Raw genomic sequence first — 17,024 nt, 5'->3', positions numbered from 1 at the left:
TCAAGCCCGCTCCAGCCGGGCCTGCAGCGGCCGCCCGTGCACGGTCTCGAACTCGACCACCGTGCGCGCTTCGGCCGGGCGCACGCGGCACGGCTGCCCGCCGGAGGCGCGCCACCGGCCCGACAGCGTCACCCGCAGCAGGTGCGGATGGCTCGGATCGTCCAGCCAGCGGCGCGACCACGGGCTGTAGTGGCCGACGTAGCGGCCCCGCTCGTACTGGTCGGGGTCGATGCCGCCGTACAGCCGCAGGTCGGGGTCGCACACGGCGAGCACGAGGCCGTCCGCCTCCTGCCTGGTCAGCAGCATGGACGGCGTGTCGACCGCGCGCACCGGCCCGTGGCCGTCCGTCAGCCGCTCGAACAACGCGTACCCGGTGATGCCGCTCGCGCGGTCCGTCACGATGTGGGCGCCCTCGTCCGCCCGGTGCACGGTGTACGGCGCGCGCGTCGGATCGGCCATCTCGGCGGCGAAGGCGGCCATGCGCGCGGCGGTGGTGTTGACGACCATCGCGTACTCGTAACGTGCGCCCCTGGGCGCGGTGCCGTGCCTGATCCAGGCGGTGGAGAAGTCGCCGCCGGTCGGCGCCTCGGTGGCGTTGTGCCGGGAGGCCTGCGTGGTGCGGGTGAGCGCGACCCGCTGGCCGGGGGCGAGGTAGTAGCCGACCCCCTTGTCGTCCAGCAGCCAGCGCGGCGACAGGTCGCGGGCGTCGTGGCCCCAGGGGACCTCGGCCCCGTCCATGAGCAGGGCGCCGGCGGTGCGGGTGGTCTGGAAGAGCGTGGTCTCGGTCTCGTCGCGGGCCTCGTCGTTGCCGATGCCGGTGCCGATCGCCACGATCCGGTCGTCGAACAGGAAGACGGACTTCCTGGCCCGGTGCGAGCCCTCGTACTTCGGATGCTCGCGCAGGTCCATCGCGAACATCCCGTCGCGGTCGTCGATGCTGTGCGCCCCCGCGAAGCGGGCGTCGGTGAGCAGCATCTCCTCGATCGCGCCGGTCAGGTCGCCCTTGAGGTCGTCCCAGGACTTGTGGATCGTGGTGGTGCCGGGGCGGCGGTTCCAGTCGTAGCCGTTGTGCGCGTAGCCGCTGTCGAGGTTGGTGCCCTTGTTCACCACCTGGATCTGGCCGTAGGTGTTGTAGCGGCCGTACCAGTTCGCGCCGACGTAGATCTCGGTGCTCCACAGGTAGCGGTTGTGGCCGCGCACCGTCACCTGCCAGTCCTCGCGCCGGTGCACGGCCAGCGCGGCGTAGTTGAGCGCCCACGTTCCCGTGGGCGCCGCCTCGGGCTTGACGCCGCGCGCGGCCAGCCGTTCGGCGATCGCCTTCTGCTGCGGCGTCGGTACGGCCGGCAGCAACCGCAGGAACGCGGCGCCGATCTCGTCGTCCACCTGGGCCAGCCACTGGAAGGGCACCACCGACAGGCCCGTCAGCCCGCTGGGGTTGCGGCCGCTGCACGAGAGGGGCCACTGGGTCCGGCCCGCGTAGACGCGCTGGGCCAGCAGGGCCTTCTTGAGCCAGCCGTACGCCCGCGCGGACAGGCGGAAGCCGCCGCCGTGCAGCAGGTAGACGATGGGCGCCAGGCCCGCGAAGCCGTCGCGCACGTAGTCGGGGAAGAAGCCGACGTGGTGGAAGGCGGTCCCGTCGACCTTGATGCCGTCCTGGATGCCGTCGGTGGGCAGGAGGGTGGCGCTGAGCCAGTCGCGCAGGACACGGAGGTAGGCGACCTGCTCGGTGTCGCCCTCGCGCAGCAGGATGGTGGCGAGCATGCCGCGTACGGTGGTGTTGTAGAGGTCCATCATGCTGCCGCGGGCCATCCGGAAGCCGAAGCCGCGAAACATCCGGCCGAGCCCGGTCAGCCAGTCGAGGTCGGCGCGGATCTCCTCCAGCAGCCCGGCCTCACGCAGGGCGTCGCGCATGAGGTAGGCGGAGTCGTAGTAGCCGCGCACGTCGTAGCCGAGGTGGTGGATGGTGCCCTGGCAGCTGCCCCGGGTCCAGCCCTGTTCGCGCAGGTGGCGCAGCAGCTTGACGTACAGGGCGGCGAGGGCGGGGCGGTCGGGCGGGCTGGCGTGGTGGGCCAGCGCGACGGCGCGCAGCAGGTCGGTGACGGCGCGCAGGGTCGCCGGGTTGACGAACGCCCTCAGCTCGGCGGCGATCTCGGCCGGGTAGATCTGCGCCTGGTAGGCGTGGACGGGGCGGCCGAGCAGGGCGGCGGCCTGGGCGGTCAGGCCGGGCACGTCGACGGTGACCGGGCTGATCAGGTACTCGTCGAGGTAGCGGGCGCGCAGGGCGTGGAGGTCGGCGGTTTCGGCGGCGGACGGCGGCGACATGTCCGGCTTTTTCGTCTTAAGTAACTGGTCGAAGCGATAGAGCGCCTGCCAGTGCTGGTTGTCGTACTCGTCGCCCTCGGGGGCGATCTCCGGCAGCTGGTGGTCGCGGCAGGGCGCGTCCGGGCGCAGCGGCACGTTGAGCATGAGCTGGTCGAGGTGCAGCACCCCGCTGCGCCGGGGCGCGATGATCCGCAGCGTGTCCATGTCCGGGTGCGGGCGGCCGCGCATGTCGTAGGCGTGGCGCAGCCAGGCGGTACGCCAGCCGGTGAACCCGAGCCGGAACTCGAACCAGACGTCGGTGCGCGCTCCCCGCCCGAACTCGAAGCGCACCACGTCGTCGGCCGGTTCCGTGTTGTGGATCCAGACGCAGAAGGCGTCCACGAGCCCCTGCCAGGCCTGGTCGTCGCCGAGCCGGTAGGGGTCGGGCCGCCAGCGCAGCGGGGCGCTGACCGTGATCACGTCCCGGCTGCCGTGCTCCCATCGCAGGGAACGCGTGCCGCAGACCGCCACCTCGCCCGACAGGCTGAGGCCGGCGCCGGACAGCTGCGGCGGCACCGCCGTCTCCAGCAGGAACACCGGCGGGTCCATGGCCAGGGCGCGCTGCTCCAGATCCTGGAGACCGGTGGCCGTCCGGGCGGCGGCGGGGAGGTGGGGGAGGAATAGGGCGCTTGCCGCACCGGCCGCGATGGCGGACCGGCGGGTGATCTCGGGTGCCATGCGCGTATCCAATGCGAAATTTTTCTTCACGTAAAGCCCTGTCGGCGGCACATTCTGCCACCGGTTGGCCGGGTAGTTGGGACCCCAAGTCGGGGACGAATTGACGGTGAGTTGGGACCTGTGGTCGGCTCGTTACTTATGTTTCTGATGGGATGATGAGAACCGTTTCCGGGGGATAGTTCTTCGATGTCGTGGCGTGTCCACACCACCACAGCGTTCCTGACCGTCTGCGCGCTGGTCGTCGTACCGGTTCCGACTCCGGCTTCCGCGCAGGTCAAACCGGTGATCACGCCGGTGCCCGCGGTGGTCCCGCCTCAGGACACGGGCGGGAATCCCGTGAAGCGGCAGCCGTCGCCGGCCGTCGCGGCGCTTCCCGGACGGCCCGTGGGCCCGGCGGCGCCCGAGGTGACCACACCCGCCGGGCCCGCGCTCATCGACGAGCTCGGCGCCGCCGCCGACCGGCGCCGCCATGCCGTACCGGATCTGATCCCGGACACCCGCCAGGCCGGGACGCTCGCGCTGTCGCGCCCGCTCGCCTCGGTCACGAAGCTGTTCGACGGGCTCGACCCGCTCAAGGGCGTCCCGCTGCTCACCTACCGGCTGTGCGTGAAGACCGGTGAGGTCGCCTGCTCGGCCACGCAGCCGCTGGTCAAGCCCGTGGTCGCCGACGTCACCGGCGACGGCGCGCCCGACCTGGCCGCCAACCTGGTGCCCACCGCCGGCGCCGAGGGCACGGTCGGGCTCGGCTTCACGACGCGGCGGCTCGGCGAGGAGCCGCTGGAGGCGACGGTCTGGGCCGAGTACGACGGCCGCGTGGCCATCGGCTTCTCCGGCGACCTCTCGCGCGCCGACCAGGGCACGTTCAGCGTCGACCTGGACGGCAAGAGCGTCAGGGCGAGCGTCAGGCGCACCGAACCCGGGAGCCGCCTCGCCACCATCGCCGGGCTGCCCGGCAAGAGCGCGGTCCGCCTGACCCAGACGCCCGCCGCCACCCGTTTCACCGCCACCGCGCGGCTCGACCGCCCGCGCCTGGAGGTGACCAGCTCGGCCCCGGCCACGCTGGAGGCGCTCGCCGTCAGCGGCGGCCAGACCACCCAGGTGGTCCTGGACAAGCTGCGCGCCCGTACCACCGTCGAGCTCGTCAGGGGCGCCGCCACCGAGGCGCGCTTCCGCTCCGGCGCCGCCATCGGCCGCGCCGAACTGCGCACCTACGCCTACCGCGACGGCCGCCTGGCCCGCCTGGCCGAGGTCGCCGTCGACCGCGTGCCGCCCACCTTCACCGCCCGCTACGGCAAGCAGCGCCTGTCCGTCGACTCCGGCGCGCCGCGGGCCCGCTCGGCGACGATCACCTACTTCGACCGCGCCGCCGACAAGACCGTGCTGAAGGCGGCGCTGCGCGGGCTGCCCGCGAGCGTTACGCTCCAGCACGACCTCGCCGCCCACCGCGTCACCCACACCTCCAGCTCGGCCCTCGGCCGCTTCGAGGTCGTGCTGCAGCGCAACGAGGGCGCGATCGCCACTCCGCGCGGCGGCCACGTCACCATGATCAAGAACGGCGCCGCCGTCGGGGTGTCGGCCCTGATGAGCGGCCTGTCCGGCTTCGACGTCACCTACGGCGCCGCGCCACGCGCCCACCTGAAGACCGGAGCGGGCGGCAACTCCTTCACCGGCGCCGCCAGCATCGACGGCACCCACGTGGCCCGCCTGGAGATCTCCAACACGCCCGCCGAGGTGGACGTCGCCCTCGACCCCGCCGCGCGGACCGCCGAGTACACCGCGAAGGGCGTCATCAAGACGCTGCGGGCCGCGTACACGAACGTGAAGACCGGCCCGACCGTCGAGGGGACCGTGCGCGGCGTCCAGGACCGGGTGAAGGCCACGTGGGAGCTGGGCGAACGCTCAAGGGCCGAGGTCAGCACCGGCTCCAGCCTGCGCGACATCTCCCTGTACGCCAACCGGGCACACGTCACCAGGACCCTGTCCCCGGGCCAGAGCGCGAAGGGCGGAGCCGAACTGCGCGCGGCGGTCGCCGGGCTGCGCAAGCGGGTGACGCTGACGACCGGCCCCACGTCGTTCACCTGGGACGCCGACACCTCCGTCCGATCCGTCGCCGCGAGCGCCAGGGCCGCGGCCGGCGGACGGGACTTCCGCGCCGCCGCCGAGATCAAGGACGTGCCCGCCCGGTTCGAGGCGTCCTGGGGCCCGGACGGCTACCGCTTCGACGGCACCGGCGGCCCCGTCGGCGAGGCCGCCCTGGCGGTCACCAACCACGACGGCGCCCAGGCGCCCGCGGGACCCCACCTGGCCGCCCACTACGACCAGGCCACCGGCGACCTGGACGCCAGCGTGCGGATCAAGGGACTGCGGACGGCCACCTTCGCCCCCTCGGGCGAGGGCTTCGCCGCCGAGGTACGCGGCGCGCCCCAGACCCTGGCCCTGGACGCCGACCTGTCCGTGGCCGACCTCCGTTACGGCGCCCTGGGCACCGTGGGCCCGTTCCCCGGCCGCCTGGCGGTCTCGGCGGGCGGCGGCAAGATCACCTACGCGGGCACCCGCCTGGACGTGAAGGGCCAGGTCTGGCTCGGCAAGTCCGCCGCACTCCGCGCCCTCCGCCCCGCACCTGTTCTCAAGAACGGCCTTTCCCTGACCACCGCCGGGGCCACCGGGGACGGGCCGTTCTGCGTGGCGGGCAAGGGGTGTTTCGGGGTGCGGGCGCATCTGGACCTGACCGGGCTGCCCGAGCAGGTCACCGTGGACACCGCCGCCAAGACGTTCGCCTTCTCCGGCTACCGCCCCAAGAGCCGCACCCTCCGGCTCTACCTCCACAGCACCGCCCTGGCACAGGTCACGGCGTCGGCCACCCTGCGCGGCCTGCCGGAGCGGATCACGAAGCTGGACCTGGGCCCGTTCGAGGCGGGCAACGCGGCCTACCGGATCGAGCCCGCGGCCACGCTCGGCTCGCTCGACCTGCGGGCCGAGTCGGGTGACATCAGAGGGAGCCTGTCGATCGATCCGGTGCCCGCGGCGGTGGCCGTACAGGGGACCTATGGGGCGCAGACCCGCGTCCGCGTGCAGAACTCCGCGGCCGTGCGGCGGCTCGCGGCCAAGGTGACGGTCAAGGGCAGGGGCAGCGGCGAACTGCGGCTGGGCGACGTGCCGAAGACCTTCTCCGTGGACGCCGACGCCTCGGCCGCCGGGCTGAAGGTTCCCGCGCTCACCTACAAGGCGGACGCGGGGACGCTGGACGGGTTCATCGGGGTGGAGCGCGGGCTGGCCGATCCGGGCGGGAAGCTGGGTGACGTGTCGCTGTCGGTCAGGGATCTGGCGGCGGAGACGACCGTCCGGCTGAACCCGGACCAGTCGCTGGACCTGGTGTCGAGGCCGAAGCCGACCGGGCTGTTGCAGGTGCGCGCCGGGCTCACCGTCGAGGCCGTGGCGCCGCAGCGGATCGCCGTCAGCAAGGAGGTGCCGCACGCGGCCGGGTTCCTCAGCTACCACGTGGGCGGCGCCTTCGGGCTGGGGCGCAGCACGGTCGACGACCTGTCGCTGGGCATCAGGGGCCTGTCGTGGCTGAAGATCCGGCCGGGGAAGGTCCCGTTCGGGCTCAAGGCACCGCCCGCCCTCGGGTACGTGACGCCGGGCTTCGAGGGCCGGTACACCCGCCTGGACCTGCGGGCCGACGGCGTGGACCTGCGCCCGGACGTACGGCTGGACGTCAAGCTGAGCCGGAAGATCGGCGAGGACCTGTTCAAGGAGAGCGTGCGCCTCGTCCCGACCGGCGAGCTGGCGCTGCGCCGCTACGACCAGCGGATGCGCCGCATCGGCGCCAAGCAGCGCATCAGCACCGCCGGGGTGCAACTGGCCTGCCTGACCCTGGACGCCAAGCCGGGCTTCGCCGCGGGCGGCGCCAACGCCATCACGCTGCGCGGCGCCGACGGCCCGCAGATGATCTCCCTGCTCGACCCCGGCGGCCGCGCCCCCGACTACGCGGTGGACCTGCTCACCCACTTCATGTCCCCGTTCCCGGGCGCGGACTGGCAGGTGGCCGGGGTGAAAGCCGGGAAGTGTGGCTGAGGAATGCCGGTATCTGACTTACTAGAGGGGGATGTGTCGCTGAGTCGCGGGAGCTGACCGATGGGCGAGCCGCTGCGCGTGGCCGGACGGGCCGTGCACGAGCTCCTGGACAGGCAGAAGGTACGGCTGGCGCGCGAGCTCGTCTCCGGCTTCGTGGCCGAGATCCCCTTCTACCGCGAGTTACCCGCCGAAGAGCTCAGCGACGACATCTTCCGCATCACCGAGGCGAACCTGCGCCTGGTGTCCAGGCTGTTTCGCGAGCGGCGCCTGCCCAGGCCGGAGGAACTGGAGCCGTCCTGCGCCTCGGCCGCCCGCCGGGCCCAGGAAGGGGTGCCGCTGGAGGCCATCCTGGCCGCGTACCACCTGGGCGCCGGTCGCATCTGGGACCTGGTGACGACGGACGCGCGGCCGGAGGAGGTGTCCGACGCGCTGGCCGCCGGCCGGATCATGCTCGGCTACACCGAGGCGGTGACCACCGCCGTCTGCGCCGCCTACCAGCAGGAACGCGAGAGCATGGTGAGCCAGGACCAGCACGCCCGGCACGCCGCCATCACCGCGCTGCTCAGCGGCGAGACCCAGGCCGGGGCCGGCATCCGGCTGGCCGCCCGCTACCTGGTGCTGGCGGTGACGCTCGGTGCCCATCCCGACGAGCGTTTCGGCGCGGTCGCCGGGCGGCGCAAGCTGCACCGCGTGCGCGACGCCGTCCAGAAGCACGCGTCCGAGCCGGTGCTGTCGCTGCTCGAACCCGCCGGCGGGCTCATCCTGGTGCCCGACCTCGACTGGTGCGCCGCGGCGGCGCTGGTCGCGGCGATGGCGGAGGCGGCCGGGGTCGAGGTGCGGGCGGCGGCGGAGGTCGCCGCGCCGGAGGGCGTGGCCGCGGCGGCGCGGCTGGCGCAGGAGGTGCTCGACGTGGTCCACCTCTTCCACCACCCGGCCGGGCTCTACCGGCTGGCCGACGTGCTGCTGGAATACCAGCTGACCCGGCCGAGCGAGGCGATGAGCGGGCTGGCCACGCTGCTCGACCCGCTCACCGACAACCCCGATCTCCTGCAGACGCTCACCGTCTACCTGGAGACCGGCCTGGACCGCAGGCGCACCGCCGAGCGGCTGCACGTGCACCCCAACACCGTCGACTACCGGCTGCGCCGGGCGGTCACCCTGACCGGTCTCGACCCGGTGGACCCGGCGCAGTTGCAGAGCATCGGGGCGGCGCTGGCCGCCCGCCGCGTCACGAACCGGCCGGGACCTCTGCCGGACTCCGCCGCCTGAGCAGGAAGCCCGCCGCGGCCGCGGTGAAGAACATGATCACGCCGTAGGTCGCCGAGGGGACGGCCATCTGCGGGATGGCCAGCAGCCCCATCGCCACCGTGATCGACAGGGTGGCGTTGTGGATGCCGATCTCCATGCAGGACGCGATCGCCTGCTCGCGCCCCACCTTGAACAGGCGCGGCGCCCAGTAGCCGATCGCCAGGCTGAGCACGCTGAAGACCAGGGTGATCAGCCCGACGTCGCGGATGTAGCCGCCGATGTTGGCGCGCTCCTGCAGGACCACGCCGACGACGACCAGGAAGAGGATGACCGCCGAGGCGATCTTGACGGGCTTGTGCATGCGCTCGGCGAACGCGCCGAACCGCGCCCGCACGAGCATGCCGATCGCCACCGGCACCAGCACAAGGGCGAAGACCTGCAGGCTCTTGTCGAACTGCAGGCCCAGCGCGCCCGATTCCGCGCCGAAGTAGCCGATGGCCAGGTTCGTCACCAGCGGCATCGTGAACACCGCGAGCACCGAGTTGATGGCGGTCAGCGTCACGTTGAGCGCGACGTCGCCGCCGAACAGATGGCTGTAGAGATTGGCGGTCGTCCCGCCGGGGGAAGCGGCCAGCAGCATCATGCCCACCGCCAGCACGGGCGGCAGGTCGAACAGCAGCACCAGGCCGAGGCACAGTGCGGGGAGCAGGAGGATCTGGCACACGAGCGCGATCACGCTCGCCTTCGGATAGGCCAGCACGCGGCGGAAGTCCGCCACGGTCAGGCCGAGCCCCAGGCCGAGCATGATGATGGCCAGGGCGATGGGCAGGAGGACGCTGGCAAGGCTCATAGAAGCGGGGTCCTGACTGTACGGGTGACGATGGCCGCGAAGTTCCGCATGCCGAGGGCGTTCGGATGGAACGGCGTGGCCGCCGACGCGGGGACGTAGGGCTCGATCCAGCGGACGCTGGAGGACTTGCAGGGATCGTGGCCCTCACTCGGTGTCTGGAAGTCGACGAAGCCGGCTCCCTGTGCCGCCGCCTGCTCCCGGAGGGCCTGGTTGAAGTAGGCGATGGTGGCGCGGATGTAGTTGGCGTCGACGGCGAGCACCGGGACCCGGGGCCAGCAGCCGTTCCTGGGGGCGTAGGTGCCGTAGCCTACGACGAAGATCCGGGCTTGGGGAGCGCGGGCGCGGATGTCGCGGATCAGCTGGTCGAGGCGGGGGCGCAGGGCGTCGGTGCCGTCGCGGAAGCGGTCGCGGCCGTTGTCCTGGTACTCGTCGTGGCAGGGATCGCCGGGCAGCAGGCTCAGGCAGTCCTCGATGAAGCCGGTCAGGTCGAGGTCGTTGGCGCCGATCTGGACCGTGACCAGCGTGGCGTCCGGGCCGACGGCGTCGAGCTGGGGCGGCACGCTGCCCAGGTCGGTGCGCTGCGACTCGTACATGTCCTGGATATCGGCGCCGGAGCACGTGACGTCACGCAGGGAGCCGCCGAGATCGCGCGAGGACAGGTGGGCGTAGTTGCGGTCGGAGCGGAAGCAGCCGAGCTGGGGCAGGATCTGGTTCGGGATGAGCGGCCCGGAGGCGGCCGAGTCGCCGAGCGCCACGTACACCTCGGCGGCCGCGTGCGCGGGCGGCGCCGCGGTGAGGACGAGGGCGGCGGCCGTGCACAGGGTGAGTAATCGACGGATCATCGTGCGCTCCCTAGCGTCGGAACGGACCGGTGACTTCGTAGGTGATGCCGCCCGTGCCCGCCGTCTCGCCGCTGGTGCCGCGCTGGGAGGAGAAGTACAGGCGGCTGCCGTCGGGGGAAAAGGCGGGGCCGGTGATCTCCGAGCGCGACTGGCCGTCCAGGCGCATGATCGGGGCCACGACCCGGTCGGGCGTGATGACGTTGATCTCCATGTTGCCGCCGTCCTCGGCGACGTACAGGTCTCCGGAGCTGGTGCCGGTGATGTTGTCGACGCCGTCGAGCGGGCCGCCGCCTTCGTAGACGGTGCCGAGCACGTTGCGGCCGGCGTCGTAGAACCACACCTTGCGGTCGCCCTTGGCGGTGAAGTAGCAGACGCCGCCCGCGTAGTGGCAGCCTTCGCCGCCGTTGAAGTGCAGGGCGTCGCTCACCTGGTGCCTGGTCTGACGCTCCAGTACGGCGGGGCCGGGATCGGGCACCCGCTTCCAGGCCGGCCCGGCGCAGAGCACGTCGAGACGGCCACTCGACAGGTCTCCCCACGTGTTGGGGACGAACCGGTAGAAGCAGCCGTCCGACTCGTCTTCGGTCAGGTAGATGACCCCGTGGTCGGGGTCGCAGGCGGCCGCCTCGTGCTTGAAGCGGCCCATGGCGTTGCGCGGCTGGGCGGAGCGCACGCCGTACGGGTCGGTCTCGTAGACCCTGCCGCGGAAGATCTCTTCACACGACAGCCACGTGTTCCACGGCGTGGCCCCGCCGGCGCAGTTGAGGTTGGTGCCGGACAGGATGCGGTAGGCGCGCTCCACCGACCCGTCGGCTCTGAACTTGATGGCCGAGGCGCCGCCGGCCAGCGGGATCTCGGAGTTGGAGACGTAGATCCAGCCGGTGGCGTCGGGGAAGCAGGCGCCGCCGTCGGGCGCGGGATGCCACCGGGTGCCGCCGACGGTCTGGCCGGAGCGGGCGATGATCCGGCTGGTGAACCCGGCGGGCAGCGCCATGCCGTTGGCGTCGGGCGGGCCCAGCGGACCGTAAGGACTCAGCCCCGCGGAGGCGTGGGCGGCTTGCTGCCAGAGTGAACCGGAGAAGGCGGCGGCGGAGACGGCGAGGAGGAACGTGCGTCGCTGCATGGCACACACCATGAGGCGGGCTCGCGGATCTGTGAATTGGGTGGGGCGGCAAACCTGGGGCGGGTTTCCTGTGACCCATCACAAAGCCCCTTGACGCCGGTGAAGGCCGCCTGGTCAGTCGACGCCGGGCGCGAAGAACCCCATCGACATCTCCTTGCCCGCCGCGACCTCTTCCGGGGTGGCCGTGCCCGACGCCGTGATGGCCGTCTCCCAGGCCAGCACCGACGCGAGGGAGTAGCGCTGGGCCTCCTCGGAGTTCGCCGCCTCGACCGGGTCGTCGCTCTCCTTGACCTCCCCGGCCAGGAACAGGGCGAGGCCGAGCAGGGCGCCGTCCCAGCCGGGACCGACGGTGAACGCGCCGGCGCCGCTCTGGGCCATGGCCAGCGGGACGGTGTGCTCCAGGACGAAGTCGGTGCGCTCGTCGCCCGCGGGGCTGAGCCGTACCTCGATGACGCTGGTGGCGTCGCCGAAGGTGACCTTGTAGCGGGCGGGCGGCTCGCACTCCAGGATCTCGCCCCCCGCGTTGCCCTCCAGCTGGAACGTTCCGCCCACGCGCAGGTCGCCGCTGATGGGCATGAGCCAGCGCTTGATGCGGTCGGGGTCGGTCAGGGCCTCCCAGACGTCGTCCACGGCGGCGTCGTAGGTACGGCTCATGACGACGGACACGCTCTCCTCGTCGCGGGTGACGTCGCGGCGGGTGGCGTTGATGTGGGCGGCGATGTCGATCATGATTCTCTCTTCTCGTCGGTTTCTTCCGCGGTCTTGCGGCGCTCCCGCCTGCCGCGGGCGAGTTCGGTGGCCAGGGCGTCGAGGTGCTGGGCCCAGAACCTGCGAAACGGCTGCAACCACACGTCGACCTCCTGCAGGGGGGCGGCGTTGACGGCGTAGAGCCGCCGCACGCCTTCTGCCCGCACGGTCGCGAACCCCGACTCCCGCAGGACCCTGAGGTGCTGGGACACCGCCGGCTGCGAGATGCCGAACTCCGCCTGGATGGCGGCGGTCAGCGAGCCGGAGGTCTGCTCGCCGCCGGCGAGCAGCTCCAGAATCCGGCGCCTGACCGGGTCGCCGAGGACGTCGAATGCGTGCACGGCCCCACTATGGCAGCACCCGCTTATATTAGTCAATGCTTATATAAGTGGGTTAATTCGGTGGCGCCGCGCCCGCCCGCCGCGTACCGTCGATCACCTCCCCACCTACCACCCGATCCGGACGGAACCGTGTCTCGTCGCCGTCCGATGGCTGCCCGGTCGCCGATCCACGTCGGCTCGACCGGCAGGGCCCGTGGGCTTTCGCCGCGACGGGCACTCTTGCCGTTCAGCCGGTCAGCAGCCGCCTGATCGCCTCGGGCGGCTGCACGCCGGAGACCGGCCGGGCGCCATCGATCACCAGGGACGGCACGCCGGTCACCCCCTGGGCCGCGGCCCGCCGCTCGTCGTCGCGCACCTCCTCGGCGTAGGCGCCGGCGGGCAGGGGCACGCCGGGCAGCACCTCCTCACGCAGCGCGTCCAGCACCCCGGGATCGGCGATGTTCGCGCCCTCGGTGTGGTACGCGCGCAGCAGGCGCTCCACCATCTCCTCGCCCTTGCCGTGATCCTGGCCGAGCTTCCAGAGCCGATGGGCGTCGAAGGTGCTCACGGGCCTGGCCAGGCGCAGGTTGAGCTCCAGCCCGTCGGCCGCGCCGGTCGTCCTGATCAGCTCGGCGCGGGCCGGGGCACGCTCGCCCCACCACTCCCGCATCGCCTCCTCGGCCGTGGGCCCGGGGGTACGGCCCGCCCCGGGGTCGAGCTCGAAGCTACGCCACACGATCTCCGGCGGATCGGCCAGCCCCTCCAGCGCCCGGGACAGGCGGCGCTTGCCGATGTAGCACCAAGGGCAAAGGATGTCGGCGTAGATCTCGAGTTTCATGACGGCATCCTGCAACCTCAAGTGCGGTTGAGTTCAAGCCGGGCCGAGGTAGCCGGGCGGCGGCCGGTCACCGGCGGGCGTACCCGTCCGCCGCCCGGCCAGGAACGAACGCAGCGCCTTCAGGTACGGCCCCGGCCGATCGGCGTAGACCGCGTGCCCGGCGCCCTCGACGTAGACCAGCCCGCCCGGCGGATAGTCCCGGATCGACGACCACGGCTGGAAGTCGCACGACCCCTTGACCACCAGCACCGGCACGCCGCTCGCGCCAGGCGGCTCGACGTCGCGCGGCGCCAGGCTCGCGTACCCGCCCGACCCGCGCGGCCGCGTCGCCGGCTTGGCCCCGGGGCAGTGATGGGAGGCCGCGGCCTGCGCGCGGGCGCGGTCCAGGCGGGCGTCCAGCTCGCCGTCGCCCGCGAAGGAGAGCGCGGCCCTGGGCTCCACGCGCAGCAGCGCGTGGGTGACCAGCATGCGGGCGTCGACGTCCGGCATCCGCAGCGACTCGCCGGGGGCGGGGAAGCCCAGCACGGTCGGAGGGGGACGCAGCGGGGCGGGGGAGGAGAAGACCACGCGCTCCACCCGGGCGGGGAAGGCGCCCAGGTAGGCCGCGGCCAGCCGGGCGCCCTCGCCGTGGCCCACCAGCACGAGGCGCTCGGCGCCCAGCTCCTCGCGGATCGCCTCCAGGTCGGAGACGTCGCGCGGCAGGCCGTACCCGCGAGGGTCGCGCAGCCGCTCCGAGCGCCCGGTGCCGAGCGCGTCGTAGACGTAGACCTCGCGACCGCCACCCGCCAGCTGCCCGAAGAACGCTGCGTCCCCCGCCAGGTCACCGCGTCCCTGCAGCACGACCACCGGCGCCGCGCCCGCCTTGCCGGCCGCGACCCGCACGTACGCCAGCCGCGAGCCGGTCGGCAGCTCCCACTCCCGCTGGCCCTCCAGCCGGGCGGCGGGCGGCGGCGTGCCCGGCGGCTCGGTCAGCACCTGCGCGCAGACGTGCCAGACGACCACCGCCTCCACCGCGAGCAGCGCCACCGCCCGCGCCCAGCGCGCCCATCTGGCCGCCGGCCGCGGCACGCACAGCAGCAGCCCGAGGTAGAACACCGAGGCGAAGACGGCCAGGCCCGCGACGCTGAACACCTCCGGCCCGGCCATCACCGTCGCCATCCCGGCCAGCGTGGCCAGGCCGAGGACCGGTGACAGCAGGAGCACGGCCAGCCCGCAGACCAGCCGTCCCGCCACGCGTAGGAAGCGCCTCACACCGGCCGAAACTACCGACTCGCGGCCTCTGTGGTGGGTGGGATAGCGGTTTCCGGGGTGAATGCGGTGAAATATCGGGGAACTCTACGAGAGGTTTGGTGATCCCCCCATGCCGTTGTTCGACCTGTCGCTGGAACGCCTGCGCGACTACCGCCCCGAACGCGACGAGCCCGCCGACTTCGCCGCCTTCTGGACCCGGACCCTGGAAGAGGCCCGTGCCTTCCCCGCCGATCCCGTCTACACGCCCTATGACCTCCCGCTCGCGGGGGTGGAGGTGTTCGACGTCCAGTTCTCCGGCTGGGGCGGGGACCGGATCAACGGCTGGTTCATCGTGCCGCGCGGCGCCGGGGGGCCGCTGCCGTGCGTCATGCACTACATCGGCTACAGCGGCGGGCGCGGCTTCCCCCACGACCATCTCCTGTGGCCGAACGCGGGCTACGCGGTGTTCGTCGTGGAGACGCGCGGCCAGGGCGGCGCCAGCGTGGGCAGCCCCGGGGCCACACCCGACCCGCGTGGCGGCGCCTCCGCGCAGGCGCCCGGCATGATGACCCGCGGCATCCTCGACCCGGACGACTATTACTACCGGCGCGTCTTCACCGACGCCGTCCGCGCCGTCGACGTGGCCCTCGCCCACCCCCTCGTGGACGGCGCCCGCGTCGTGGCCTCCGGCGGCAGCCAGGGCGGCGGCATCGCGCAGGCGGTCACCGGGCTGCGCGACGACGTGGCCGGGGCCCTGATCGACGTGCCGTTCCTGACCCACTTCCGGCGCGCCCTGGAGATCACCGGCCGCGACCCGTACCAGGAGATCGTCCGTTATCTGGCCAGCCTGCGCGGCAACGCCGACCAGGTCTTCCGCACGCTCTCCTACTTCGACGGGCTCAACTTCGCCGCGCGTGGGAACGCCCCGGCCCTGTACTCGGTGGCGCTCATGGACGACGTCTGCCCGCCGTCCACCGTCTTCGCCGCCTACAACCACTGGCAGGGCCCCAAGGAGATCACCGTCTGGCCCTGGAACCAGCACGAGGGCGGCGGCGGGTTCCAGCGCGAGGAGCAGGTGCGCTACCTGTTCAAGCTCTTCACGTCCTGAGGACGGGCGGAGCCCCGGCGGGGCCCCGCCCGCGGATCAGGCGGGCTTCTCCATCACGACGAAGGAGACGCCGCCCTGGTCGTCGGCGCCCGCGTCCAGGGACTTGTCCTCCAGGACGCTCGCGGCCACCGGGTCGAGGTAGACGCGGGCGCCCTCGGTCTCGACCACCTCGTCCAGCGGCTCGGGCGCCGAGGCCAGCGTCAGGGTCAGCGATCCCGCGCTCTCGCCCTTCGACGAGATGCGGACGCCGCTCTGCGCCGGCTCCGGCGTGGTCGCGGTGAGATCCCGGATGGCCTGGGCTGCGGTAGGTGTCAGGGTGAGCACGACGGCTCCTCCTCGTTCTCGGCGTGCATGAGTTGCCTGCCCTTCCCGTTATCGCGCGCCCCAATCATCCTGACGAAATTTCTTTGCCGGTGGTGACATCCGGGATCACGGCCGCTCAGCGGCCCCATAGGAGATCAGGAGCCGGGTGTCCCGCTTGTCGATCACCAGGCGGCCGGCGGGCGGCGCGGAGGGCGAAGGCAGGTCCCACGCCTCGATCCGCAGGCCGTCCACGGCGGGGCGGCCCGCCTCCTGCCAGGCGGCGACGTGCGCGGCCAGGCCGCCGGCGAGCTCGGGCCCGCGTGGCCCGAAGCCGAGCGCGGCCAGCTCGTCGGTGAGCACCGCCAGCCCGCCGGAATCGGCCAGGCCCGAGGTCATCTTGACGCCCCCGTGGGCGACCGGCGCGGGCGGCAGCAGCTTGGAGCCGCCGTAGAGCGTGCACCAGCGGGGGTCGTGGATCGCCAGCCAGAGGCTCAGCCCGACGCTGACCTCGCCCATCCCGGCGCGCACGCCGGTGCTCACCTCGGCGACGGGGTCCTCCGCCAGGGTGCGCGCCACGTCGCCCACCTCGCGCGGCTGGGGCAGGAACAACGTGAGCCCGTCGGCCACCTGCCACAGCCGCTCCGGTCCCGCCGCGGCGCCGCGCATCCGCATGAACCCGGCCGGCACCACCGAGACGCTGCTCCAGTGGCCCGGCGCGCGCTCGAACGCCGCCGAGACCTGCACCCCGCGCAGGTCGAGCGGGGCGACCAGGCGTCCGTCCGGCTTGAGCTGCGCCGCCCACGCGGGCGCGAGGTCCCAGACGCCGACGGTCGCGATGATCCGGTCGTACGGCGCGCCGCCGGGGAAACCGGCCGCCCCGTCCGCGCACTCCACGCGGACCTCGGGGAATCCGGCCCCGGCCAGGTGGTCGCGGGCCCGCCGTACCAGATCGCCGTCGATGTCGACGGTGATCACCTGGCCGCCGGGCGCGGCCAGCGACCACAGCAGGGCGGCGTTGTAACCGGTGCCGGCGCCGATCTCCAGCACCCGGTGGCCGGGCTCCACGCCGAGCTGGTCGAGCATCGTGGCCATGATGGCGGGCTGGGAGGAGGAGCTGATCGGCAGGCCGTCCTCGTCGCGCTTGGTGACGATGGGCTCGTCGCGGTAGGCCTCGCGCGGGTCCACCTCCGGCAGGAACAGATGCCGTGGCACCGTGCGCAGGGCCCCGGCCACCCGCTCGCTCATCCCGCCGTGCCGCAGCAACTGCCGGACCATGGCCTCCCGCGCCTGCCTCATGGCTTGATT

13 protein-coding genes are annotated in these 17,024 nt (G+C 72.8%); 3 read left to right on the top strand and 10 right to left on the bottom strand.

All coding sequences use genetic code 11. From position 1 onward, the window contains the following. The gene (locus tag ACIBKY_RS10315) at positions 1-3,039 is read right to left on the bottom strand and encodes a chondroitinase family polysaccharide lyase (RefSeq protein WP_397096101.1); all 3,039 of its coding nucleotides are present in this window, start codon (positions 3,037-3,039) and stop codon (positions 1-3) included. A 186-nt stretch (positions 3,040-3,225) separates the two neighbouring features. On the opposite strand from ACIBKY_RS10315, the gene ACIBKY_RS10310 reads away from it, so the two are divergent. After that, positions 3,226-7,113: a hypothetical protein gene (locus tag ACIBKY_RS10310; RefSeq protein ID WP_397096099.1), complete on the top strand. Its 3,888-nt coding sequence runs from the start codon at positions 3,226-3,228 to the stop codon at positions 7,111-7,113. A 60-nt stretch (positions 7,114-7,173) separates the two neighbouring features. Continuing rightward, positions 7,174-8,382, top strand: coding sequence for a PucR family transcriptional regulator (locus ACIBKY_RS10305; protein ID WP_397096097.1), 1,209 nt, complete (start codon positions 7,174-7,176; stop codon positions 8,380-8,382). Here the strand turns inward: ACIBKY_RS10305 and ACIBKY_RS10300 are convergent. The 7 genes from ACIBKY_RS10300 to ACIBKY_RS10270 all read right to left on the bottom strand — a co-directional run bounded on the left by ACIBKY_RS10300 (position 8,342) and on the right by ACIBKY_RS10270 (position 14,329). Beyond that, on the bottom strand, positions 8,342-9,211 hold the full coding sequence (locus ACIBKY_RS10300; RefSeq protein WP_397096096.1) for a bile acid:sodium symporter family protein: 870 nt from the start codon (positions 9,209-9,211) through the stop codon (positions 8,342-8,344). The genes ACIBKY_RS10305 and ACIBKY_RS10300 overlap by 41 nt on opposite strands. Continuing rightward, positions 9,208-10,053 carry an SGNH/GDSL hydrolase family protein gene (locus ACIBKY_RS10295; protein ID WP_397096094.1) on the bottom strand — a complete coding sequence of 282 codons (846 nt, stop codon included), beginning with the start codon at positions 10,051-10,053 and terminating at the stop codon, positions 9,208-9,210. The genes ACIBKY_RS10300 and ACIBKY_RS10295 overlap by 4 nt, the downstream gene beginning before the upstream one ends. Before the next feature lie 10 nt (positions 10,054-10,063). After that, positions 10,064-11,173 (bottom strand): alkaline phosphatase PhoX, encoded by a 1,110-nt coding sequence (locus tag ACIBKY_RS10290; RefSeq protein ID WP_397096092.1) that lies wholly within the window; start codon positions 11,171-11,173, stop codon positions 10,064-10,066. Between the two features lie 114 nt (positions 11,174-11,287). After that, complete coding sequence (locus ACIBKY_RS10285) at positions 11,288-11,902, bottom strand: SRPBCC family protein (RefSeq protein ID WP_397096090.1); 615 nt, start codon at positions 11,900-11,902, stop codon at positions 11,288-11,290. Continuing rightward, positions 11,899-12,261 carry an ArsR/SmtB family transcription factor gene (locus ACIBKY_RS10280; RefSeq protein ID WP_397096088.1) on the bottom strand — a complete coding sequence of 121 codons (363 nt, stop codon included), beginning with the start codon at positions 12,259-12,261 and terminating at the stop codon, positions 11,899-11,901. Before ACIBKY_RS10280 ends, ACIBKY_RS10285 begins: the two co-directional genes overlap by 4 nt. A 226-nt stretch (positions 12,262-12,487) precedes the next feature. Then, positions 12,488-13,078, bottom strand: a complete 591-nt coding sequence (locus tag ACIBKY_RS10275; protein ID WP_397096086.1) for a DsbA family protein — start codon at positions 13,076-13,078, stop codon at positions 12,488-12,490. 33 nt (positions 13,079-13,111) lie between these two features. Further along, a complete protein-coding gene (locus ACIBKY_RS10270; RefSeq protein WP_397096085.1) occupies positions 13,112-14,329 on the bottom strand; it encodes an alpha/beta fold hydrolase in 1,218 nt (405 codons plus the stop codon). Between the two features lie 109 nt (positions 14,330-14,438). Here ACIBKY_RS10270 and ACIBKY_RS10265 point away from each other — a divergent pair, with 109 nt between their 5' ends. Then, positions 14,439-15,416 (top strand): acetylxylan esterase, encoded by a 978-nt coding sequence (locus tag ACIBKY_RS10265; protein WP_397096083.1) that lies wholly within the window; start codon positions 14,439-14,441, stop codon positions 15,414-15,416. 36 nt (positions 15,417-15,452) lie between these two features. Here the strand turns inward: ACIBKY_RS10265 and ACIBKY_RS10260 are convergent, their stop codons facing one another. Together ACIBKY_RS10260 and fxlM are read right to left on the bottom strand one after the other, a co-directional pair. Further along, positions 15,453-15,740, bottom strand: coding sequence for an iron-sulfur cluster biosynthesis family protein (locus ACIBKY_RS10260; protein WP_184963581.1), 288 nt, complete (start codon positions 15,738-15,740; stop codon positions 15,453-15,455). A 105-nt stretch (positions 15,741-15,845) separates the two neighbouring features. Then, positions 15,846-17,015: a methyltransferase, FxLD system gene (fxlM, locus tag ACIBKY_RS10255; RefSeq protein ID WP_397096082.1), complete on the bottom strand. Its 1,170-nt coding sequence runs from the start codon at positions 17,013-17,015 to the stop codon at positions 15,846-15,848. Positions 17,016-17,024: the final 9 nt, after the last annotated feature.

Origin of the sequence: Nonomuraea sp. NPDC050394 (assembly GCF_044459065.1) — a bacterium.
GTDB lineage: Bacteria > Actinomycetota > Actinomycetes > Streptosporangiales > Streptosporangiaceae > Nonomuraea.
Note: the sequence above shows the minus strand (reverse complement) of the source record. Positions and strands in the feature narration are given on the sequence as shown.